24 protein-coding genes are annotated in these 22,365 nt (G+C 37.5%); 17 read left to right on the forward strand and 7 right to left on the reverse strand.

The features are described from left to right. The first annotated feature begins 250 nt into the window (after positions 1 to 250). On the forward strand, positions 251 to 1,051 hold the full coding sequence (locus ACZZZW_RS21050; protein WP_055906316.1) for a DUF2625 domain-containing protein: 801 nt from the start codon (positions 251 to 253) through the stop codon (positions 1,049 to 1,051). Between the two features lie 29 nt (positions 1,052 to 1,080). Next, positions 1,081 to 1,545 (forward strand): DinB family protein, encoded by a 465-nt coding sequence (locus ACZZZW_RS21055; RefSeq protein WP_055906319.1) that lies wholly within the window; start codon positions 1,081 to 1,083, stop codon positions 1,543 to 1,545. A gap of 14 nt (positions 1,546 to 1,559) precedes the next feature. Here ACZZZW_RS21055 and ACZZZW_RS21060 read toward each other — a convergent pair whose 3' ends face one another. Continuing rightward, a complete protein-coding gene (locus ACZZZW_RS21060) occupies positions 1,560 to 1,898 on the reverse strand; it encodes an MmcQ/YjbR family DNA-binding protein (RefSeq protein ID WP_082458680.1) in 339 nt (112 codons plus the stop codon). Between the two features lie 305 nt (positions 1,899 to 2,203). On the opposite strand from ACZZZW_RS21060, the gene mnmC2 reads away from it, so the two are divergent. From mnmC2 to ACZZZW_RS21095, 7 genes are all read left to right on the forward strand, one after another. Next, entirely contained in the window at positions 2,204 to 2,884 is a 681-nt protein-coding gene (mnmC2, locus tag ACZZZW_RS21065) for a tRNA (5-methylaminomethyl-2-thiouridine)(34)-methyltransferase MnmC2 (protein ID WP_055906324.1), read from the forward strand. A gap of 238 nt (positions 2,885 to 3,122) precedes the next feature. Further along, positions 3,123 to 4,070, forward strand: a complete 948-nt coding sequence (locus ACZZZW_RS21070; RefSeq protein ID WP_463496356.1) for an aldo/keto reductase — start codon at positions 3,123 to 3,125, stop codon at positions 4,068 to 4,070. 78 nt (positions 4,071 to 4,148) lie between these two features. Continuing rightward, positions 4,149 to 5,258: an AI-2E family transporter gene (locus ACZZZW_RS21075; RefSeq protein ID WP_055906328.1), complete on the forward strand. Its 1,110-nt coding sequence runs from the start codon at positions 4,149 to 4,151 to the stop codon at positions 5,256 to 5,258. Between the two features lie 2 nt (positions 5,259 to 5,260). After that, positions 5,261 to 5,557, forward strand: coding sequence for a hypothetical protein (locus tag ACZZZW_RS21080; RefSeq protein WP_055906331.1), 297 nt, complete (start codon positions 5,261 to 5,263; stop codon positions 5,555 to 5,557). A gap of 11 nt (positions 5,558 to 5,568) precedes the next feature. Then, positions 5,569 to 6,018: a DoxX family protein gene (locus ACZZZW_RS21085; protein WP_055906334.1), complete on the forward strand. Its 450-nt coding sequence runs from the start codon at positions 5,569 to 5,571 to the stop codon at positions 6,016 to 6,018. A 20-nt stretch (positions 6,019 to 6,038) separates the two neighbouring features. Continuing rightward, positions 6,039 to 6,845 (forward strand): nucleoside triphosphate pyrophosphohydrolase, encoded by an 807-nt coding sequence (gene mazG / locus ACZZZW_RS21090; protein WP_055906337.1) that lies wholly within the window; start codon positions 6,039 to 6,041, stop codon positions 6,843 to 6,845. A gap of 75 nt (positions 6,846 to 6,920) precedes the next feature. Next, on the forward strand, positions 6,921 to 8,045 hold the full coding sequence (locus tag ACZZZW_RS21095) for an ATP-binding protein (RefSeq protein WP_055906339.1): 1,125 nt from the start codon (positions 6,921 to 6,923) through the stop codon (positions 8,043 to 8,045). On the opposite strand, the gene ACZZZW_RS21100 is transcribed toward ACZZZW_RS21095, so the two are convergent. Further along, positions 8,040 to 8,423 (reverse strand): YchJ family protein, encoded by a 384-nt coding sequence (locus ACZZZW_RS21100; RefSeq protein ID WP_055906341.1) that lies wholly within the window; start codon positions 8,421 to 8,423, stop codon positions 8,040 to 8,042. The genes ACZZZW_RS21095 and ACZZZW_RS21100 overlap by 6 nt on opposite strands. Positions 8,424 to 8,497: 74 nt before the next feature. Between ACZZZW_RS21100 and ACZZZW_RS21105 the strand changes: the two genes are divergently transcribed. From ACZZZW_RS21105 to ACZZZW_RS21115, 3 genes are read left to right on the forward strand one after another with little or no spacing between them, the layout of a single operon-like run. Then, a complete protein-coding gene (locus ACZZZW_RS21105) occupies positions 8,498 to 9,295 on the forward strand; it encodes a tRNA pseudouridine synthase A (RefSeq protein WP_055906344.1) in 798 nt (265 codons plus the stop codon). A 36-nt stretch (positions 9,296 to 9,331) separates the two neighbouring features. Further along, positions 9,332 to 9,781: a hypothetical protein gene (locus tag ACZZZW_RS21110; RefSeq protein WP_055906347.1), complete on the forward strand. Its 450-nt coding sequence runs from the start codon at positions 9,332 to 9,334 to the stop codon at positions 9,779 to 9,781. A 10-nt stretch (positions 9,782 to 9,791) separates the two neighbouring features. Then, positions 9,792 to 10,181, forward strand: coding sequence for a hypothetical protein (locus ACZZZW_RS21115; RefSeq protein WP_055906350.1), 390 nt, complete (start codon positions 9,792 to 9,794; stop codon positions 10,179 to 10,181). Positions 10,182 to 10,243: 62 nt separating this feature from the next. On the opposite strand, the gene ACZZZW_RS21120 is transcribed toward ACZZZW_RS21115, so the two are convergent. After that, a complete protein-coding gene (locus ACZZZW_RS21120; RefSeq protein ID WP_055906352.1) occupies positions 10,244 to 11,464 on the reverse strand; it encodes an ABC transporter permease in 1,221 nt (406 codons plus the stop codon). A gap of 179 nt (positions 11,465 to 11,643) precedes the next feature. On the opposite strand from ACZZZW_RS21120, the gene ACZZZW_RS21125 reads away from it, so the two are divergent. Together ACZZZW_RS21125 and ACZZZW_RS21130 are read left to right on the forward strand one after the other, a co-directional pair. Next, positions 11,644 to 12,912 (forward strand): exo-beta-N-acetylmuramidase NamZ family protein, encoded by a 1,269-nt coding sequence (locus tag ACZZZW_RS21125; RefSeq protein WP_055906355.1) that lies wholly within the window; start codon positions 11,644 to 11,646, stop codon positions 12,910 to 12,912. Positions 12,913 to 13,061: 149 nt separating this feature from the next. Continuing rightward, on the forward strand, positions 13,062 to 13,268 hold the full coding sequence (locus tag ACZZZW_RS21130; RefSeq protein WP_055906358.1) for a hypothetical protein: 207 nt from the start codon (positions 13,062 to 13,064) through the stop codon (positions 13,266 to 13,268). 13 nt (positions 13,269 to 13,281) lie between these two features. Here ACZZZW_RS21130 and ACZZZW_RS21135 read toward each other — a convergent pair whose 3' ends face one another. Together ACZZZW_RS21135 and ACZZZW_RS21140 are read right to left on the reverse strand one after the other, a co-directional pair. Then, positions 13,282 to 15,129 carry a PAS domain-containing sensor histidine kinase gene (locus ACZZZW_RS21135; RefSeq protein ID WP_055906361.1) on the reverse strand — a complete coding sequence of 616 codons (1,848 nt, stop codon included), beginning with the start codon at positions 15,127 to 15,129 and terminating at the stop codon, positions 13,282 to 13,284. Positions 15,130 to 15,162: 33 nt separating this feature from the next. Continuing rightward, positions 15,163 to 16,206, reverse strand: coding sequence for a DNA topoisomerase IB (locus ACZZZW_RS21140; protein ID WP_055906366.1), 1,044 nt, complete (start codon positions 16,204 to 16,206; stop codon positions 15,163 to 15,165). A gap of 91 nt (positions 16,207 to 16,297) precedes the next feature. Here ACZZZW_RS21140 and fmt point away from each other — a divergent pair, with 91 nt between their 5' ends. Next, a complete protein-coding gene (fmt, locus tag ACZZZW_RS21145) occupies positions 16,298 to 17,206 on the forward strand; it encodes a methionyl-tRNA formyltransferase (RefSeq protein ID WP_082458681.1) in 909 nt (302 codons plus the stop codon). Between the two features lie 794 nt (positions 17,207 to 18,000). Here fmt and ACZZZW_RS21150 read toward each other — a convergent pair. Further along, complete coding sequence (locus tag ACZZZW_RS21150) at positions 18,001 to 18,840, reverse strand: aminotransferase class IV (RefSeq protein WP_055906372.1); 840 nt, start codon at positions 18,838 to 18,840, stop codon at positions 18,001 to 18,003. A gap of 3 nt (positions 18,841 to 18,843) precedes the next feature. Next, on the reverse strand, positions 18,844 to 19,872 hold the full coding sequence (locus ACZZZW_RS21155; RefSeq protein ID WP_055906650.1) for an RluA family pseudouridine synthase: 1,029 nt from the start codon (positions 19,870 to 19,872) through the stop codon (positions 18,844 to 18,846). A 103-nt stretch (positions 19,873 to 19,975) separates the two neighbouring features. Here ACZZZW_RS21155 and ACZZZW_RS21160 point away from each other — a divergent pair, with 103 nt between their 5' ends. Continuing rightward, entirely contained in the window at positions 19,976 to 21,004 is a 1,029-nt protein-coding gene (locus ACZZZW_RS21160) for a DUF6588 family protein (RefSeq protein WP_055906375.1), read from the forward strand. A 225-nt stretch (positions 21,005 to 21,229) separates the two neighbouring features. After that, positions 21,230 to 22,099 (forward strand): 1-aminocyclopropane-1-carboxylate deaminase/D-cysteine desulfhydrase, encoded by an 870-nt coding sequence (locus ACZZZW_RS21165; protein ID WP_055906378.1) that lies wholly within the window; start codon positions 21,230 to 21,232, stop codon positions 22,097 to 22,099. The last annotated feature ends 266 nt before the right edge of the window (positions 22,100 to 22,365 follow it).

Below are 22,365 nucleotides of genomic sequence, written 5' to 3' on the forward strand. Positions count from 1 at the left end.
AATACCCTTGTACATTTTGGCTGCAATGATTAATTCCTTTTAGCTGGTTAGTTAATTTCCGATTGGTATCTAACAAATTATACCATGACAACATCTGACTGTAAGATTATTCATGCGACCTTGATTCATGTTTTCACGAATCAACAATTACCCCATGCTCAATATTCCTTCTGAACAATCAAAAATATTCAACTCCTTTCGGCAATTCTTAATTATCATCCTATCTTTGAAAAAACATAATCACCTTTTCATGAAAAGTGCATCCAGAACTATCTTTATCCTCGCTTTAACCTTATTTTCTGCAACAGTTTTTGCTCAAGACAATAAATTAATAAGCCTTGAGGCATTAGTAAATAAAACAGACCCTGCATGGCCTTTGGTAAAGAAATGGATTGATTCTGCCAAAAACAAGGTTGAGGTTTTACCTGTAGACTCTGCCAAAGCAAAAGAGGTTTTATACAATGCCCAAATGACAACCTATGCCACACTTGGCTCTGTAATTTACAATACCGGTGGTATTATGATTGATAACGGATGGATAAGAATTTTGGGCTCGGGAAGTGAGAGATTAACAAGAAATATAGCCGAATGGAACAAGGGAAAAACAATTAAAGAGTATGGCGACAATATCCCTTACCTTTTAATTGCTGATGATGCCGTTGGTGGCTTTTTCGCTATTAACTATGGCGGTTTAGGGAAAGACATTAAAAATGTGTACTACCTCGAACCAAATACTTTAACCTGGCAGCCATTGGGTGCTGGTTATGGTGAGTTTCTTGTTTTTTGTTTCGACAGTGATCTCTCTAAATTTTACAAAGGCCTGCGTTGGAATAACTGGAACCAGTTTATTGGAAATTTAGATGGCACCAAAACCTATAGTTTCCGACCGTATTTATGGCAAGAAGGTACAGATATTGAAAAATGTACCAGAAAACTTGTGGGCATTGAAGATATGTACCGTTTCAACATTATGAAATCGAAGGAGCTTAATGCTGATAAAGGCATTAAAAAAGACGAGAGTAAAAAACAAGAAACCAAAACTGAGCAGTAATACCGATTATTGCCTGTAAAAACAATTAAATGTTAAATACAACCGCTACCATTACACAAATTAAAAATACCAGGCTTTTCATTCTTGAGTTGGTTAAAGATTTAAGTATTGAGGCATTGAACAAAATTCCGACAGGTTTTAACAACAACATTATCTGGAATATAGCGCATTTAACCGCTGCACAACAAAATATGTGTTATGTAAGGTCGGGTTTGGAAATCACTGTTGAAGAAAATCATTTCGCCCCTTTTTTAAGTGGAACAAAGCCAGATACTTTTATTGATAAAGAAGCAATTGATGCTATTTTCAGCGCATTATTAAATAGTATAGATCGCTTAATGGAAGATTATACGCAAGGTATTTTTAAAAATTTCGATCCGTGGGACAAACGTTATGGCATGAAACTAAACTCGATAGAAGATGCCATAAATTTTATTCCCTTTCATGAAGGGATGCATATTGGTTACATTATGGCTTTAAAAAAGCTGATATAAAAACCTCGCAAAATTTAAATGTATTTGGCTTGTATTTTCTTTGGTAATTTGGCCATAACCATCGCTCTAGATTCTGCTACCCTACTTTTAAGTTCTTTATCGTTTAAAACATCCAAGTTTTCAATCTGTATCCATTGCCTTTTCGCCATGTGATACGCCTGCGCAATACCATCTCTTGCAGCAAGTTCATCAAACTCATCAGGATTGCATTTAATAGAAAAGCTATTACCCTCATCAATCGCAATGATAATGTATATTTTCTCCTCAATCATAAAACAAAGATGTTCCCATTTCATGCCCTCGGTTGTGCCTGGCAAACTCAAACAATATTCTCTGAAAGATTCGATATCCATATTTAGGGTTTAGGGTTTAGGGTTTAGGGTTTAGGGTTTAGGGTTTAGGGTAAAACCAAAGCTAATAACAAAAGTTTAAAGCTGAAAGCGAAAATGTCCGGAGTTGGGAGCCAGTAGTCCAATGCCTCTTCGGCCAGGCAAAGCATGAAGCAGATTATCCTGAAATCTTAAAATCTTTCTTATCCTATTCCTGTTAGATCCTATAATCCTATAATCCTTTTTATCCTGACCCTTTTTTATCCTGATCCTTTCTATCCTATTCCTATATTTGCAATCTTAAAAATAATCAATCCAAATCCTAGCGCATGAATATTATAACCCCTACTGCTGATGGTTCGAATACACTTTACAATGAAACAATTGGCGAACATTACCATAGTAAGCATGGCGCATTGCAAGAAAGTAAACATGTTTTTATTGATGCAGGATTGAAATTTGCATCTTCCGACCAACCTCAGATTTCCATTTTAGAAGTTGGCTTTGGTACCGGACTTAATTTTATTTTAAGCTTCGAATATTGTGAAGCAAACAACATTAACCTTAATTACACCAGCATTGAAGCTTTTCCGCTTACCAGCGAAGTAATTGAGCAAACCGGTTATTCGGCTTATGTTCCGGATGAGATTTGGGCTCAATTTACCACCAATTATGCTAATGCGCTAAAATCTGAACAAAAACTCTCCTCACTTTGTACATTAGAAATTCCGCATACAACACTTGCCGAATACCATACTGATAAAAAGTTTGATGTAATATATTACGATGCTTTTTCGGTTCAGCATCAACCAGAAATGTGGAGCGACGAGATAATTGCCCATGCCTGCAGTTTCTTAAAACCTGGAGGTACTTTTGTAACCTATGCCATTACTGGGAAACTGAAAAGAGCAGTTAAAGCCTGTGGATTTACCATAGAGAAATTACCAGGAGCACCTGGAAAAAGAGAAATGCTGAGGGCGATAAAGTCTAGAGAGATTGAGACTGCTTAGGTTTTTGGGCATTTTACCGGAAAACACAAATAGCAGCAAAGGATTATTTACCTAAACCTGGGTGCAGCGGCAGCCTCCGTTTTTTCTACGGAGCTATAGCGTAAAACAGGACTGACGATAATTGAAATAGCAGGTTGCTTTCCAGGTAAAACATGCCCATCTCATTTTAATGCAAATTTGATCTTCTGGAAAAACCACAACTTCCAAAAATTGTTAGCATTAGATTAATATTCATATTATGGAAAAAAGAACTTTAGGAAAAACCGATTTAAATATTGCGCCCATTGTATTTGGAGGAAACGTTTTTGGCTGGACGATTGATGAGCAAAAATCATTTGAAATACTGGATCATTTTGTAGATAGCGGTTTCAATTTTATCGATACAGCCGATGTATACTCGCGTTGGGTACCAGGAAATAAAGGTGGAGAATCAGAAACAATTATTGGCAACTGGTTAAAACAACACAATAAACGCCACGATGTAATTATTGCAACCAAGGTAGGCTCAGATATGGGGCAGGGTAAATCACTTAAAAAAGATTACATCATCAACCAGGTAGAACATTCTTTAACGCGACTGCAAACCGATTATATCGATCTATATTTTTCTCATTTTGATGATGAGACCACCCCCGTAGAGGAAACTCTAAGTGCTTACGAAACATTAATTAAAGCCGGAAAGGTACGTTGGATCGGTGCTTCAAACTTCTCTGCTGACCGGTTAAAAGAATCGCTGATTTATTCTACCGAACATAACCTGCCACGTTACGAAGTTTATCAGCCAGGATATAACCTTTATGATAGAGCTGATTTTGAACAGGAACATGAAAAAATCTGTTTAGATCATGGTCTTGGTGTGGTAACTTATTATTCGTTAGCTAGCGGATTTTTAACAGGAAAATACCGCAGCGAAGATGACCTGAAGAAAAGCCAGCGCGGTGGAGGCGTAAAAAAATTCATGAATGAGCGGGGTTACAAAATCCTGGATGCATTGGATCAGGTTGCTGGTCAACATCAAGTAGAGCAGGCATCAGTAGCATTGGCCTGGTTAATTTACCATCCATCAATAACAGCCCCAATTGCCAGCGTTACCGATTTAAGCCAGCTAAAATCATTTGTTGAAGCTGCAAACCTGAAACTCACACCCGAAGATATTTCTCTTTTAGATAAAGCAAGTATCTATTAAAAATAATCCCTTATATTTAAATGCCCGATTAATGAAACAATTAATCGGGCATTTTGTATTAAACAGGATTTAAAATATATGAAAGACAAATTATCATTTCTACCAAAGCTTGCATTGGTTCTTTTCTGTTTAATAAGCCTAACCTACATAGCTATTTTAGGGCAATCGTTACTTGCTCCCTTACTTTTCTCCTTTTTAATGGCCATTTTATTATTACCAGTGGGTAATTTTTTAGAGCGGCGTTTAAAATTTAAGAGAGGTCTGTCTACCTTGGTTTCAGTTATTCTGATGATTGCCATAATTGGGGGCATTATATATTTCTTTGGTAACCAATTGAGTGATTTATGGGCCGATTGGCCTTTACTAAAAGAAAAAGCCAACGTTTCATACCATGAATTGCAAAAATGGATTTCGCATACCTTTGGCGTAAATTCTCAAAAACAGTTGGATTATTTGAATGATAGTACCGAAAAAGCATTGGCCACAAGTGCGGCCATTGTAGCCACAACTTTAGCTACCTTATCTTCTACCTTGTTGTTTTTGGGCTTTACTCTATTGTTTACGTTCTTCATATTAAATTACAGACGGGTATTATTTACTTTTTTAACCTCCGTTTTCAGTAAAGAACATAAAGAAAAGGTTACCGAAATTGTTAGTCAGATTCAATACATCATAAAAAAATACATCATTGGTCTTTTCTTACAAATGCTGATTGTTACTGTGTTAATGATCACCGTACTCAGTTTACTCGGCGTTAAATATGCTGTTTTACTAGGCTTGGTGGCTGGTATTTTTAATGTTGTACCTTATTTAGGAATATTCTTTGCCTTGCTGGTTAGCTGTTTAATTACTTTTGCCACGGCCGGAGCGGGCAAAGTACTTTTGGTATTAATTGCCTTTGTTGGCGTACATGCAATTGATGGAAATGTGCTGATGCCGCTTGTAGTAGGCTCAAAAGTTAAAATTAATGCATTGTTTGCCTTTATTGGCATTGTAGTTGGCGAAATGATCTGGGGCATTTCGGGTATGTTTTTATGCATTCCATACCTAGCCATGCTTAAAATAATTTTCGACCGCGTTGATAACCTGAAACCCTGGGGCATTTTAATGGGCGAAGAACATAAACCCGACAAAAAGAAACGCATTTACCGCATTACAAAAAAGATTAAATTAGAGGAAAAAGATTAAAAATGGCCGAAAATAGATCGCCACATATTTTAAGCACTTCTGCCAACCTGTTAGGCATCTGTTTTATTGTGCTTACCTCCTTAAAAAAACTTGCCCTTACCGATGGCTCTTTAATTGATGAATTTGCTGTGGCTGCAGTAATGTTTTTTATGACGAGCTGTATTTTATCTTTTGTTTCAATGAGAAGAGTAAAAACAGCAAGTCAAAGGTTAGAAAAAGTTGCCGATTTTGTTTTTCTTTCCGGTTTGGTAATCTTATTTGTAGCCACAATATTAATTGCTTTTAACCTGATAAAATAGGATATTCAGTCATGAAACCTTTATTTGTATTAGTTATAGTATATGTTGCCTTATTAGCTTTTGGCGGTCATACTACATTTGATAAGGGAAATATTTTTGCAGGCAATATTGCCATGGGCGTAATGTTGCTTTTTACGGCAATTGGCCATTTTAAGTTTAAAACCAGCATGGCCGCCATGATACCTTTATTCATTCCTAAAAAGGTAGAAATTGTACTTTTTACAGGTGTGCTTGAAATTTTATTTGCAATTGGTTTAGCCATCGATAATACCCGTTATTATACCGGAATAGCCTTGATTGTTTTCTTCATCGCCATTTTACCTACCAATATTTACGCAGCCAAACACAGCATCAACTATGAAGATTTGTACAAACCCGGGCCCGGGCCAAAATATTTATGGTTCAGAATTCCTTTTCAGCTTTTCTTAATCGCCTGGGTTTGGTACTTTAGCATCAGATAAATTTAGCTTAAACCCACAACATGCCCAACAACCCGATTCCTGCCAGTGCCAACAACCCAGCCGATGCTTTTACACGTTTACTTACTGTATTGGATACCTTACGTACGCAATGCCCCTGGGATAAAAAACAAACAATGGAAACCCTTCGGCACCTTACTATCGAAGAAACCTACGAGCTAAGTGATGCGATTTTGGAAGGTGATTTAGATGAAATTAAAAAGGAACTTGGTGATGTTATGATGCATTTGGTTTTCTATTCGCGGATTGCTTCAGAAACGAATCACTTTAATATTACAGATGTTTTAAACGGGGTTTGTGACAAACTGGTAAACCGGCATCCGCACATTTATGGAGATGTTGAGGTACAGAATGAGGAAGATGTAAAACGCAATTGGGAGCAGATTAAATTAAAAGAAGGCAATAAATCAGTATTGGCAGGAGTGCCTTCTTCTTTGCCGGCATTGGTTAAGGCCGCCCGTATACAAGAGAAAGCCCGTGGAGTGGGTTTCGATTGGGAAGATAAAAACCAGGTTTGGGAAAAAGTTGAAGAAGAACTGCAAGAATTTAAAGCTGAATTTAATGTAGCCGACAATACCGCTATTGATATAGAAAAAGCAGAATCAGAATTTGGAGATGTTTTATTCTCTCTGATCAATTATGCACGCTTCATTAATATTAACCCTGAAAATGCCCTTGAAAAAACCAATAAAAAATTCATTAAACGTTTTCAATACCTCGAAACCAAAGCCAAAGAAAACGGAAAAGCACTGGCCGATATGACGCTTGCAGAAATGGACATATATTGGAATGAAGCCAAGAAATTATAGCTAAAAGGCGTAAATTCGCAAAATTCATATGAATTTTGCGAATGGAATCGCAAAATTTATATTAAATTTGCGATTATGATTTCAAGAGTAATTTCGGATTCTATCGAAAAACACCTTAAAGATGAAAAAGCGATCATCCTTTTAGGCCCCAGGCAAGTTGGAAAAAGCACGTTGCTTCATCAATTGTCGCCAAAATTTGCTAAACAGATTATGTGGTGGAATGGAGATGATGCAGATGTTAGAACAATACTAACCAATACCACGTCTACTTCATTACGTGCGCTTTTAGGGAAATCAAAAACACTGGTAATAGATGAGGCACAAAGGATTGATAATATTGGTATATCGATTAAATTAATTATCGACCAGCTTAAAGATATAAAAGTAATCGCCACAGGTTCATCAGCATTTGAACTTGCCAACCATATTAATGAACCGCTTACTGGAAGAAAATGGGAATACCATATGTTTCCCTTTTCATTTGGAGAAATGGTAGAAGAACATGGCTTACTTACTGAAAAAAGACTATTAAATCACCGCCTTGTTTATGGCTACTATCCTGAAATTGTAAATAATCCGGGTGGAGAAGAAATCAGGTTGAAGCAATTATCAGACAGTTACCTTTATAAGGATATTTTAATCTGGGAAAAAATACAAAAACCGGATAAAATGGAAAGATTAATTCAGGCACTGGCTTTTCAGGTTGGGAATGAGGTATCGTATAACGAGTTAGGCCAATTGGCAGGATTGGATAACCAAACAACTGAAAAATATATCGACCTGCTTGAAAAAGCATTTATTGTATTCAGATTGGGATCTTTAAGCCGTAATTTAAGGAATGAGTTAAAGAAAAGCAGAAAAATATACTTTTACGATAATGGAATCAGAAATGCAGTAATTAATCAATTCAGTCCTGCAGTATTACGACAGGACATTGGTGCACTTTGGGAAAACTTTGTAATTAGCGAAAGGGTTAAGTTTCTTGCATACAAACAGATTAACTGCAACCAATATTTTTGGCGCACTCATGCACAACAGGAAATAGATTATATTGAAGAAAGAAACGGGCTAATGAATGCTTATGAAATTAAGTGGAATCCAAAATCTACTGTAAAGTTTCCGAAAACATTTTTAGGTGCTTATGAAAATGTAAATACCAAAGTAATTACGCCAGATAATATTAGCGAGTTCTTGTTATGAGTAATATTCACCATCTACATAATACCATTTCCCATCTTCCAGTCTGAAATTCGATTTTTCGTGCAATACCTCAGTTTCAAACTTCTTATTCAGGTAAAAAGCTTTAAACTCAACCACATCAAAGTCCGAAAATACAATTTCGAGTTTAAGCCATCTGGTATTTTTTGCGCTGTTTAAATACGCGTTTTTCGAATGATTTTTTCTTTTACTTTCATGCGTAGTTTGGAAAAGATAATCCGCATCGGCCACCACAAATGCCGAATACCTTGAGCGCATTAAAGCCTCTGCCGTGGGCGCTGGCTTCATTTTTAAATGATAAGGCTGGCAACATTGCTTAAAGGTTAATCCACTCCCACAGGGACAGGTTATTACATCCATGATTAAAATTTAAAAGGCAAAAATAGGATTTAATATTCCTGCTGCTAAAATTTCCGTAAAATTGCAGCAGAAAAATGAGGTATTTCTTTCACATCGCCTATCAGGGTCAGTATTTTAGTGGATGGCAAAAACAGCCAGGGGTTAAAAGCGTTCAGGAAGTTATTGAACAAACACTTTCAAAAATTTTAAAAACGCCGATTGCCATTAATGGTTGCGGGCGCACCGATGCGCATGTGCATGCCAGTCAGTTTTTCTTCCATGCTGATATCGAAAAAGAAATCACTTTTGATCTGCTTTATATCCTCAACAAAGCATTGCCATATAACATTGCCGTGTTCGACATTATGAAAATGGAAGGTAAACCTCATGCCCGCTTCGATGCCGTTCAACGGAAATACGACTATTTTGTTCATACTTATAAAGATCCTTTCCTCAGCACACAAAGTTCATTTTATCAAGTTAATAATCTCGATTTTGATAAAATGAAAGCTGTTGTAGCACTTTTACCTCAGTACAAAGATTACAGGGCTTTTTGCACCCATCCGGATAAATACGAACATACCATTTGTAATGTAATGGAAGCTGCTTTATTTGTAAATCCAAAAGGTGATAGGTTCAGGTTCCATATTGCGAGCAACCGCTTTTTAGGTAAAATGATCCGCATTATAATGGGCAAATTATTAATGGTTGGTAAAGGAGAACTAAGTTTTGATGAATTTGAGAGTGAGCTGATTACGTTAAAGGCTGCTAAACTATCATTACCCGCCCACCCTACAGGCTTATACCTTTCCAAGGTTACTTACCCTTACCTTAATTTAGCACCCCGTACAGAGTTTATCCATGGCGAGGCTACACAGTGGATTTTACTTTAACTGTAGCGTTTTTACTTCGGCCCACGTTTAAAGGGTATGAAAGTCCAAATCTGTATTCTTTTATTTGCTCTTGCACTGCTATCTTTTGGCTGTAAAAAAGCAACAACAGTCGATGTGCTATTGGATGGCCATTATACAGGTGTTTTAGTAATTACCAACAGCGTAAAATCTGTACCTGAAACCCGACCGATTTCAATTACCTTAAAAGATGGCAGGTTTAACATCATGCCTAACGCCAATTCGAATCTTAAACCCTACGGAGGCAAAGGAACTTATACTTTCGAAAATGGAACGGGTTATTTTACTGATGAAGGCATTTGGACAGCAGATTTCGATTGGAACATGATTTTAAATGGCGAATACGATATCAGAAGCAGTGGCGTAGATTTAACGCTCAGAAGAAAAAGTAAAACAAAAACAGATTTATCTCCGGCTACATCTTATGCTACGCTGGAATACGAATACATTTTAAAAAGAACAAATTAAACTCTTATATATGAAAAATTTAATACTCTCCATCATTATCCTCTCGGCATTAGCTTTTGGTTGTAAAAAGAAAACGGAAGGAACCACCACTGGTTATTCTTTCGAAATAAATACCTCAAAGCAGATTGATGAAGCCAATTTAATATTGACAAAAATAAACGATAGCCGTTGTACATCAAGTGCTTTTTGTATTGGTCCTAGTTCAACGCAAACCTATTTCAAGCTGAAATCAGGTAATACTGAGCAGGAGATCATTTTATGTAAAGGAGATTGCGGTACCATAGGTGCTACAGCCAAATTGAAAATTAACGGAGTGAATTACGTAATCAAATTAATAGAAGTTAGTTTTCGAGAAGAGAATACTGCACAGACGGTAAAGGTTGAGTTAACAAGATTTTAGGTTTAGGTTTGCTTGGGCATCGAAAATTGATCTGTTCGATGACCCAAGTTTTTTACTTCACGCTATTTAAACCTGATGGCCTTCAATGGAGAAACCTTACTTATTAATAGTGAAGGGATGATCAAAACGGTTAAACATACCACCACTGTAACCACGTTAAGCAACAGCACATCAATAAAATGAAATTCTATTGGTGCGTAAGCCAGAAAATAAGAGGCCTGGTTAAGTTTAAAAATATGTGTTGATTGCTGTAAAAAACCAAGGCCTAAGCCTAATATATTACCAAGCAAAAGACCGATACCAATTAGATAAGCTGCATTGTAGAGAAAAATCTTCATGATGCTCCAGTTAGTAGCCCCAAAAGATTTTAACATACCAATCATATTTGTTTTCTCTAAAATCATGATGAGTAATGCCGTTACCATGTTAATTACGCCAACAATAAGCATTAAAATTAACAGCACATTGGTATTTACATCCAGTAATCCTAACCAGGTAAAAATATTAGGGAAATTTTCTTCAATAGAATAAGAACGTAAATTACGTGGTAGCCCTTCGTAAATTTGATCAGCAATGGGTTTAAGTCTGTTAAAATCTTTAATCCTGATCTCTATGCCGCCAATTTCGTTGGCATTCCAATTATTTAAGCGTTTAATTATATTCAGGTTGCCCAGTACAAAACCCTTGTCGATATCTTCTACACCAATATCATAAATGCCTACAATTTTAAATTTACGCGGGCGTAACTGATTCTGAACAAAATACATGATAAAATCATCGCCAGTTTTGAGCTTTAGCCGGTTGGCTGTATAATTGGAGATTAAAAGTTCCTGCATGGCAGCGGTACTATCTGCAAAATCGATAATTGTGCCGCTGATGATGTGCTGTTTAATGTAATCCCACTTATAATTTTTATCTACACCTTTAAAATTAATCCCTTCTATTTCATTATTGGCCGAAAGGATGGCTGGTTTGGTAGCAAATGGATAATAATATTCTATATCACTATTGGTTTTAAGCATTTTCTGCGTTTCGGCATCAAGCACAAAAGGCGAATGTTCAAAAGAATTGTTCAAATCATAGCGGGTAATCTGCACATCGCCCAAATAGCCCCTCACCTTATCCTGAATTTCTGTTTTAAAACCTTTAATAATGGCGATTGAAAGAATCATAACAGCCAAACTCAACATTACCCCTGCTATTGCAATGCGAACAATCAGTTTTGAAAAAGTACGTTCAGATTTAATGGCTATCCGCCCTGCTATGAAATATTCGAAATTCAATTTAATCTATTTGTTAAGTAACAAAAATGCTCAATTCCTTTTAAAAAATGGCATTTTAAAAAATAAATAACCAACTTTAAAGATCCTTCATCAAGTTATAATGAGCCGGTACCATAGCATCAATCAAAATATTGGGTAAATTGTTTTGTTATAATACCGAAAGATAAGAATTACTGAATATGAAAAACTACATCAGCTTTGCTTTAACCAGTTTAATTGCATTATCGGCCTGCGGACAGCCAAAACCACTGGAGCAGGAAGTGCTTGGCAAAAAAAGCCCTGAAAACAGGAAATTGATGATCAGGAGTGTTAAGCTTCCATCAACCTTAAAAACAGGTGCCGAACAAACCGAAAAATACCTCTCTATTTTAAAAGGAAAGCGGGTTGGCATGGTGGTAAATCCAACCTCGGTTATCGGCACAGAAACTTCGGTTGACAGCCTATTAAAACTTGGCGTAAAAATTCAGAAAATATTTGGCCCTGAACATGGGTTTAGGGGCAATGCAAGCGCAGGTGTTACCGTTAATGACGATGTAGATACCAAAACAGGCATAAAAGCCATTTCGCTTTATGGTAAGCACAGTACCCCTACTGCAGAGGATTTGGCGGATATTGATATAATGGTTTTTGATATTCAGGATGTGGGCGTACGCTTTTACACGTACATAAATACTTTGCAGCACGTAATGGAAGCCTGCGCGGTAAACAATAAAACCTTATTGATATTAGATCGCCCTAATCCGAACGGCTATTTAATTGATGGCCCAATATTAGATCCTAAGTTTAAATCAGGTATCGGCGTACAACCCATTCCAATTGCACACGGCTTAACTGTGGGCGAATATGCACAAATGTTGAATGGCGAAGGCTGGTTAAAAGATAAAGTGAAATGTAAAATCACGATCATCAAAAATGCCAATTATAACCACGACATGGAATATACTTTGCCTGTTAAACCTTCTCCGAACTTAAACACACAGCAATCCATTTTACTTTATCCTTCTACCTGTTTATTTGAGGGCACTTATTTAAACCATGGCCGCGGAACAATGTTTCCTTTTACTGTGGTTGGCGCACCTTATTTAAAAGGTAAATTCGATTTCAGTTTTACGCCAAAAAGTATAAAAGGCATGTCGGAAACACCATTATTTCAGGATCAGGTATGTTATGGCCTGGATTTAAGAAATTACGACACCTCAATACTTGTAAAATCAAAGCAGGTAAACATCAGTTGGTTAATTGAATTGTATAATGCATCGCCAAGAAAAGAAGATTTCTTTAACAGCAAACTGAGTAAAGAGATGGGAACTATTGAGAGATTGGTTGGTGTGGCCGATTTTAGGCAACAGGTAATTGATGGAAAAAGCGAGGAAGAAATCAGGGCAAGCTGGGAACCTGGCTTAAGTGCTTACAAAACGATGCGTAAAAAATATTTACTTTATGATTAAGAGTTGAATGTTTGAGAGCTTGAATGGCAGAAGAAGTAATCCTTAAATTGCGCTGGCAATTCTTTTCAAACTTAACCGAAAGAGGTTTGTTGTTATAGATAATTGATAGGCACTGTGCCATTCAATCATTTAAACTCAATAATTTAGTTATGAGCGGTCCGAAAGTTAAAAGTGATAAACCTGGAAGCAATTACCAGGAAGAGGTGCCAAAAGGCAGAGAACCAGTTGACCATAAAACGGTTAGAAAAGAAAACGACAGTACGCCAAATAAGGCACCTAAAACCAATGATCCTGCTAAGCAGCGAGAACTGGAAGAGCAACCTGTTCATCCGATTAAAAAAGCACCAAAAGAATAATTTATGGTTCTACTTAAATTTTCAATGCAAAAGAAAAAGTAGAACCTTTACCTTCTTCGCTCTCCACCCAAATTCTGCCACCTTCATTTTTAATAATTTCTGAAGAAATATACAATCCAAGGCCTAAGCCTGGGTAGGTATGTTGTAGATTGCCGCCTACGCGATAAAACTGATCGAAAACCAGGTGTTGTAGTGCTTTGGAAATTCCGATACCATAATCGCGCACACTTAAAATCACTTGATTATGCTGCGTATAGGTAATTACATCAATCTGGTTGGCATCTGTAGAATATTTAATGGCATTTGATAAAAAGTTGGTAATTACCTGCCCAATACGTTCGCGATCAAAGTAAACTATACCATTACTTTTTAAATCAACTGTAATACGGTGTTTGGAAGTAATGTGCTGCATTTCATCAACAATCTCTGTCACCGCCTGATCGAAATCGAATTTTGTAGGATTAAAGGTCATTTTACCGGATTGAATTTTGGTTACATCAAGCAAATCACCAATTAAACCAGTTAAGCGGTTTAACTGAAGGTCCATTTTGTGCACCATTGCGGCCTTTTTATCATCACCTTCATTCCTGATCATTTTTTCCAACACCTGGGTATAGGCCTTAATACTGGTAACGGGTGTTTTCAACTCATGGCTTGCAATGCCTAAAAACTCATCTTTCTGTTGCTGAAGCTGCACCTGTTTGGTTACGTCCATTGCGGCATGTAAAATGGCGTAAACTTCACCATCCGCATTTCGTAAAGGTTTATAAGTAAAATTAAACCATAGTTTTTGCAGCTTACCATCTACAGGCAATATAGCTTCCTGTTGGTCGGCATGATATGGAACTCCGGTTCTATATACTTCTTTGAGGATATCAACAAAGGGTTGCCCTTTTAACTCCGGTATGGCATCTTCCATCGGTTTTCCAAGTACACTTTTATCTTTACCCCAAAACTGTAGCATTTCATCATTGGCTAAAGAAATAATAATATCTTCGGTTTCGTAATAACCTGTGGCCATTGGTGTATCGAGCAATAAATTTCTAAAACGCGCTTCACTTTTAGCCATCTCCATCCGCGAAGTTACCAGGGAGGTAATCTCATTGGCCACCACCATAATTCCGGTAACTGTGTTGTGCTGATCGCGGATTGGATCATAAACAAAATTGAAATAACAATCTTGTAAGGTGCCCTCACGCTCTATCCTCGCCATGGTTTCGTAACCATAGTGGGCAACCCCGGTAGTGTAAACATTGGTAAGCAAATCATGAAAAGGCTGCCCTTTAAGTTCGGGCAAACCATCTATTAAATCTTTACTGATTACATCTTCCGTTTTGCCCCACAATTTTAGTAGGTCTGCATTTGCCTGCTCAATAACAAAGTTTTCGCCCTTTAAAATTCCAATGGCTACGGGCGCATCCAAAATCATTTTGCGAAACAGTTCTTCACTTGCTTTTACTTTTAACCTGGCATTTACCAATTCGGTAACATCTGTAGCATTATTAAGAATCCCCCAAACATTGCCTTCTTCATCTTTTAAAGGTTTGTAAATAAAATCGAAGTAAAAAGTTTGGAGTATGCCGTTAATGATCAGCATTACGCGGTCTTCTTTTGTTTCGTAAGCAATGCCGGTTTGGCGAACATTTTGTAAAATCTCTAAAAAAGGCTGACCTTCCAGCTCTGGCAAAGCAATGGCAAGTTCTTGCCCTATAACATCACGCTCTCGCCCCCACGCTTTAAGAATTGCCTTGTTGGCTACTTTTATAACCATCTTTTCTCCGATATAAAGGCCAATTGGCATCGGAGATTCTTCAATTAAGGTGTAAAAAATAGTAGCGTTATCGTCAAGGTTAATTTGCATATGGGGGATAAAAAAACAAATATAATGGGTTTTCTATTTAGTATTTGATTTTAAAAACGACAATAAAACTTTTTCATCATGTGCTAAACCCAATTTACCCAGTTCTTTATTGTTATTCATTTTTTTCATGTATTTACCAAGCTCATTATTTTCGTAAGCGGTAAGCAGTAAAGGATATACGTACGAACTTTTACATACGGCTCTTGTATTTCCCAGTTTTTTGGCCACACAATCCAAAACAGAAACAATAGCTTTTTTCGAATTCAAACTTAAATGCTCGTCTATACTGCATTTGGAAAATTGGCGCAAAGCCTCAAGGGTACCTCCCCAGGTTCTAAAATCTTTAGCGGTAAAATCATCTCCGGTAATTTCTTTAATGTAGGCGTTTATTTTGCCAGAATCAATGCTTTTATGTTCTTTACCGTTTGAGTAAAACTGGAAAAGTTCCTGACCAGGAATATCCCTGCATTTTTTCACCATTTTGGCAAGCGATCTATCATTCAGTTCAACCTTTTGCTGTACCCCTTTTTTACCCACAAAATCCATGGTTATTTTACTGCCTTCTATTTTAACGTGCTTATCGCGAAGGGTTGTAAGTCCGAATGAGCCATAAAGCTGCTTATAACTCTCGTTACCTACACGGATTAACGTTTTTTGAAGTACATCTACTGAGATCGCTAAAACTTTGCGTTCGTCGAAATCTTTTCTGCGGAGGTCTTTTTCCAGGTTTTTACGTGCATTGGGCAATGCTTTTCCAAATTCAAGCAAGCGAAAATACTTATCTTCCGATCTGCGGCTGGTCCATTTTGCATGGTACCTATACTGCTTCCTGCCCGCAGCATCAATCCCCGTAACCTGTAAGTAGGCATTGGGTTTATTGGCTATCCATACATTTTGCCATGCAGGCGGAATAACGAGTGCTTTAATTCTGTCGAGGTGCTTTTCATCAGTGATTTTATCGCCATTCTTATCTTCGTAATGGAATTTTCCCGGTTTCCCTTTCCGGTAAATCCCAGGCATAGTATCAGTTACATATACCAATCCACTTGCTTTAACAACATCTTTGCCTTGTACCATTTTTGCCTGTAAGTATGGGTTTATTTTTAGTTATTTTGCAAAACTTTAACGCGGGTAGTCACGTTATTTTTTAGAAACACAACACTTTCATATGAAAATAGTTTTTATGGGTACGCCCGATTTCGCTGTAGCTTCTTTAGATGCTTTAGTTCAAGCCAATTTCGATGTAGTTGCAGTGGTTACTGCTCCAGATAAACCTGCCGGCCGCGGACAGAAAATGAATGAAAGTGCTGTAAAAAAATATGCTGTAGAAAAAGGGATTCCTGTTCTGCAACCAGAAAAACTTAAAAACCCTGAGTTTATTGAAGAATTAAGGTCGTACCAGGCTGATTTACAAGTAGTGGTTGCCTTTAGAATGTTGCCTGTAGTGGTATGGAGCATGCCTGCTAAAGGCACCATAAATTTACATGGTTCATTGTTACCTCAATATAGAGGGGCTGCACCAATTAACCATGCCATTATAAATGGTGAAAAAGAAAGTGGTGTAACTACCTTTTTTCTTAAGGAGGAAATTGATACCGGTGATATTATCCTTAGCGATAGTGTTGCCATTGCAGATAACGATACCGCTGGCGATTTACACGATAAACTGATGGTTATTGGAGCTAAACTTTTAGTAAAAACCCTACATGCAATTGAAGCAGGAGATGTAAACGAACAGCCGCAACCACAAAGCGGCGAACTAAAACATGCACCTAAAATTTTTAAAGAAGACTGCAAAATTGATTGGAACAATACTGCACAGCGCATCCATAATTTAATTCGTGGTTTAAGTCCTTACCCTACGGCTTTTACTCTACTAAACGATAAAAATTTAAAGGTATTTAAAGCAGAAATAGAAGATAAAGAACCTGGAATTGCCGCCGGTGGCTTTTTAACAGATGGTAAAACTTACCTTAAGTTTGCTGCAAAAGATGGTTTTATAAATCTTCTGGATATTCAGTACGAAGGTAAGAAACGGATGTTGATTGAGGATTTTTTAAGGGGAATGCGGTTGTAAAGGTATTTGGCATTCGAAGGATTTTAACCACAGATTTACAGCTCAGTTTGCCACGGAAACACAGAAAGCACGGAGGTAACATGATTTTAAGGAAATGAATATCCTTTGGGTATCGTCATTGCTGAGAAGGCTATTTTAGGCTATATCGTCCTCGTTTATAACGAGGATGTACGAGTAAAGCGATTCTATCGCTCCTAAAGGAATTATTTTCGCATTGCAAATGCGTACCTCTAAAATCCTCGTTACAAACGAGGACTATTTAAGTAAAAATCAATATAAGTGACATGATTTTAAGGAAATGAATATCCCTTGGGTATCGTCATTGCTGAGAAGGCTTTTTTAGGCTATATCGTCCTCGTTTGTAACGAGGATGTACGAGTAAAGCGATTCTATCGCTCCTAAAGGAATTATTTCGCATTGCAAATGCGTACCTCTAAAATCCTCGTTACAAACGAGGACTATTTGGGTAAAAATCAATATAAGTGACATGATTTTAAGGAAATGAATATCCTTTGGGTATCGTCATTGCTGAGAAGGCTTTTTCAGGCTATAACGTCCTCGTTTGTAACGAGGATGTACGAGTAAAGCGATTCTATTGCTCCTAAAGGAATATTTTCGCATTGCAAATGCGTACCTCTAAAATCCTCGTTTCAAACGAGGACTATTTAAGTCAAGCAATTTATCCTTAAGGTAATTAGCAGGAAAGATTGCTTCATCCCACGCAATAACGACCGCATTACTAAAGCCTGCTAATGGTAGCGGAGTAGAAGAGCAACCACTAATGAACCAAAGAACTAAATACCATTCAGCTTTTCGATCAAGAACTTCGAAACCTCATTGAAATAACGTTTCCTGCCGTAACCCATCACCCATTGAATGCCTTGTGTAGCATTGGTAATAAAAACTTCTTCTGCTTCTTTTAAAATTTCTGGATTAATCTGTGCTTCAACCAAAGGCATATCGTTCATTTTACACAATTGCATAATCGCGGTACGCATCACTCCACTTACGCAACCTTCAGCCAATGATGGGGTATAAATCTGTTTATTATACACCACAAAAACATTGGCACTGATGCTTTCGCAAAGAAAACCATATTGGTTTAAAATCATTGCTTCATCCAAACGGTTTTGACTTTTAAAAATTCCGGCCATTACATAAAGCAGCGCATTGGATGTTTTAAAATTGGAGAGCTTGTTTACGGGTTTGGTTATCTCGTCGAACACATCAATGATCAAACCTTTGCTGTTTAACTCATATGTGGATGCTTTTAAGGGAATTCCCTCCAAAACATAACCTGCTTTATTAATTTCGGGGGTATAAACCCCTGCTCCGCCCCTGTAAACCGAAAGGCGAAAGCGTACATTGCCGTTCCATTTATTTCTTTTGGTAAGATCGGCCGTTTTCTGGCGCAAAAAATAATCGTCCATAAGGGCATGACCGTCAATTTTCAACACTTTCATACCTGCAGTAAGCCTATCGGCGTGCAAATCGGCAAATTGCAGTTTATTATTGATCATGCGCATACTTTCGAACAGCCCGTCTCCAAATTTGAAACTTCTGTTCGAAGCTGTCAGAACAGGAGCATCTGCAGCATGAAATTCATCATTAAATATAAGGTACTCGTTAAGCATATGTTATGATGTAACGATATAATTTTCCCATTTGGTTAAACCAGCTTTAAAATCGGGTGGCAAAGGGGATTCGAAGTACATGTATTCTTTTGTGGTTGGGTGGATAAAACCTAAACTTTGTGCATGTAATGCCTGGCGGGGCAATAATTCAAAACAATTATCTACAAACTGCTTGTATTTATTAAACGTAGTTCCCTTTAAAATCTTATCGCCACCATACATGGCATCGTTAAATAAAGGATGGCCGATGTGTTGCATGTGCGCCCTGATCTGGTGTGTGCGACCAGTTTCCAGCTCGCAACTAACCAAGGTTACGTAACCCAGGCGTTTTAACACTTTATAATGCGTTACAGACCATTTTCCTTTCTCTTCATCATCGTAAATATCCATCACACGGCGATCTTTCACACTTCGTCCGATGTAGCCCGTTACCGTGCCATCATTTTCGATATCGCCCCAAACCAGCGCAATATATTTACGGGTAATGCTGTGATCAAAAAACTGCCTGGCCAAATGCGTAATCGACTTTTCATTTTTACTGATGAGTAATAAACCTGAGGTATCTTTATCAATCCGGTGTACCAAACCTGGCCGGCCATCATTACCCGGTAGCTGGGGAAGTTGTTCAAAATGGAAGGCCAAAGCATTAACCAGGGTTCCTGTATAATTGTTAAAGCCGGGGTGCACCACCATTCCGGCGGCTTTATTTACCACTAGGAGATCGCTATCTTCATAAATAATATCAAGCGGCAAATCTTCCGGGTAAACCTCCGTATCGCGTGGTGGATGAGGCAAAACAATAGAGATTTCATCAAAAGGTTTAACCTTATAGCTTGATTTTATCTGTTTTTGATTAACCAATACATTGCCTGCATCAATTGCATTCTGAATACGGTTACGCGAGGCATTTTCTACACGCACCATCAAAAATTTATCGATCCGAAGCAAAGATTGCCCCTTATCTACAATTATTTTGAGGTGTTCATATAATTCCTGCTCCTCTGATTCCTGCAATTCGACCACATTTTCCATGGCGCAAAAATAAACTTTTAACTTCAAGAATTTTTTAATGATTACAGTTTTCGATAAAACAGCATTATCTTTACCCTTAATCAAAACATTCTAAATTATTTATATGAAAAAATGCTACTCTTTAAAGGCTTTAGGGGCCTTATTTTTATTGGTAATATCGCAAAAAGCAAATGCTCAAAAAGATGTTGGAGGTTTATTTGTTGGTGGACCAGCAGATGCAACCAAATTGGTTAACGCCTATTTCGATCCTTTATACAAAGGTTTGGGCCTTGGTTTAACAGATGGGTGGACCAATACCGCAAAATCGAAAGGATTTTTAAAATTTGATGTAAGGGTATCTGTATCGGCAGCATTTGTACCACAATCGGCCAGAAGTTATGATGTAAATACTTTGGGCTTAAGTACCATTAAACCAGCTCCCGGTGCTTCTTCTATAGGGCCAACTGCCTTTGGCGATGACCATGAAGGTGGTAAAATGCAGGTATACACCAGCGGTGGAATTCCTACAGGAAAATTCTTCAACCTGCCTCAGGGCGTGGGTTTCCATGTGGTACCTTCAGCGCAGATTCAGGCTACTTTGGGTTTACCTAAAAATATTGAAGTTACCTTAAGGGCAATGCCTAAAGTTGGGATAGGCAGCGATCTTGGTGATTTATCAATGATCGGTTTTGGCGCAAAGGTTGAACTTTTGCCACTATTTATGGGTTCTACAACAGAAAAACTGATCCCGGTAGATATTGCCGTTGCCGGAGGATTTACGCAGTATAAATACAACCTGCCCTTAAATGTGAATAATACACAAAATTCAGATCAGCGTATTGATGCGAAATTTAATGGTGTTAATTTTGATGCAATCGTTTCTAAAAGCATCCTGTTTTTTACGCCATTCGCCAGCATAGGTTACCAAACTTCTAAAACCAATTTAAAAGCTTTAGGAACATATAAATTTGAAGATGGTATTAATAGTGCAACCTATGTTGATCCGATTTCGGTTAAACAGACAGATATTGATGGCGTGAGGGGTAGTTTAGGGTTTCAGCTGAAATTCGGTTTCTTTAAATTTTATGGTTCTTATACCGCAGCTAAATACAGTATGGTTAATGCAGGTATAGGCTTAGGTATTGGTAAATAGTAAATTACATCATTTAGAGCATAGCGCAACCGGGAAATCTGCCTTGCAATTTTGTTTTAACTCACAGATCGCTCGTTTTGCTGCACATCAGGAGATGCCAACCGCATCATCATAAAAAAACCTGTAAAGTATTTCTATGCTCCTTTCCTATAAATTGGAAAGGAGCATCATTACAAATTCTTAAAGAAATCAATTTTATCAACCATTCTTTATTTATTTTTACGCGTGTTCAAAGAAATATATAGCCCGATACAACACATAAAATTTGCCTCCCTTAACCAGCTTTTCGTTAAAAGGGACGACCTGATTGATCCTTATATTTCTGGAAACAAATGGCGGAAACTTAAATACATTTTAGCAAAGGCCAAAGCAGGAAACAAAACGCACCTGGTTACCTTTGGAGGTGCTTATTCTAACCACCTGGTGGCCACAGCCGCAGCTGCATCAAGATCGGGTTTAAAAGCAACAGCCTTTGTGCGCGGTGAAGAAGTAAAAAATGAAATGTTGTTACTGTGCAGTTTATTTGGCATGAAGCTCATGTTTACCGACCGCGAAAGCTATCGGAACAAGCCTGAGTTGTTTAAACAACATTTTGCTGATGATCCTGAAGCCTATTTTATTGATGAAGGTGGTGCATCCTTAGAGGCCACCATCGGTTGTGCAGAAATCATTAATGAACTTACAGAAACATACGACCACATTTTTTGTGCGGCAGGCACAGGAACTACTGCAGCGGGACTGTTAGGGGGCATTCAACAAAATGTATTGCATACCAAACTCCATATTATCCCGGTGTTAAAAGGTGGCTCGTTCATTAGCGATGAGATAGCAAAATATACACCCCTTTCCAATCACATCGAACTCCATCTTGATTATCATTTCGGTGGATATGCGAAAACCACACCTGAATTAATTGATTTTATTAAGGCTTTTACAAGTCGAACCGGCTTACTTTTAGATCCTGTTTATACCGCAAAAATGTTTTTCGCCATTGATGATTTACAACAAAAGCAAGTTATCGGTAGTAATGAACGCATCCTGGCTATTCATACCGGAGGATTGATGGGGCTTTTTGGCATGAAGGATAAGTTTTAAACATAAACCAGATGCCTAAGGGAATCAATATTTATTATTTCCCCAATTCAAGTGCCTTAAACCAACTATTATCAGCTTCAAACTAATGAAATAATAGAATTTAGTACCAAAAAAGATATCTCCAGATCAACATTAGCTTAAAACTATATCCTTTAGTTATCTCACCTTAATAAAAACCGCCAAAACAAAGCTTTTTTACTACCTGGGGAGCTAAATAACCTCAAACTTACACTCTAAAAATTCATTTTCGGACCTAATAAGGTCGG

The sequence above is a fragment of the Pedobacter sp. AC379 genome, from assembly GCF_979258145.1.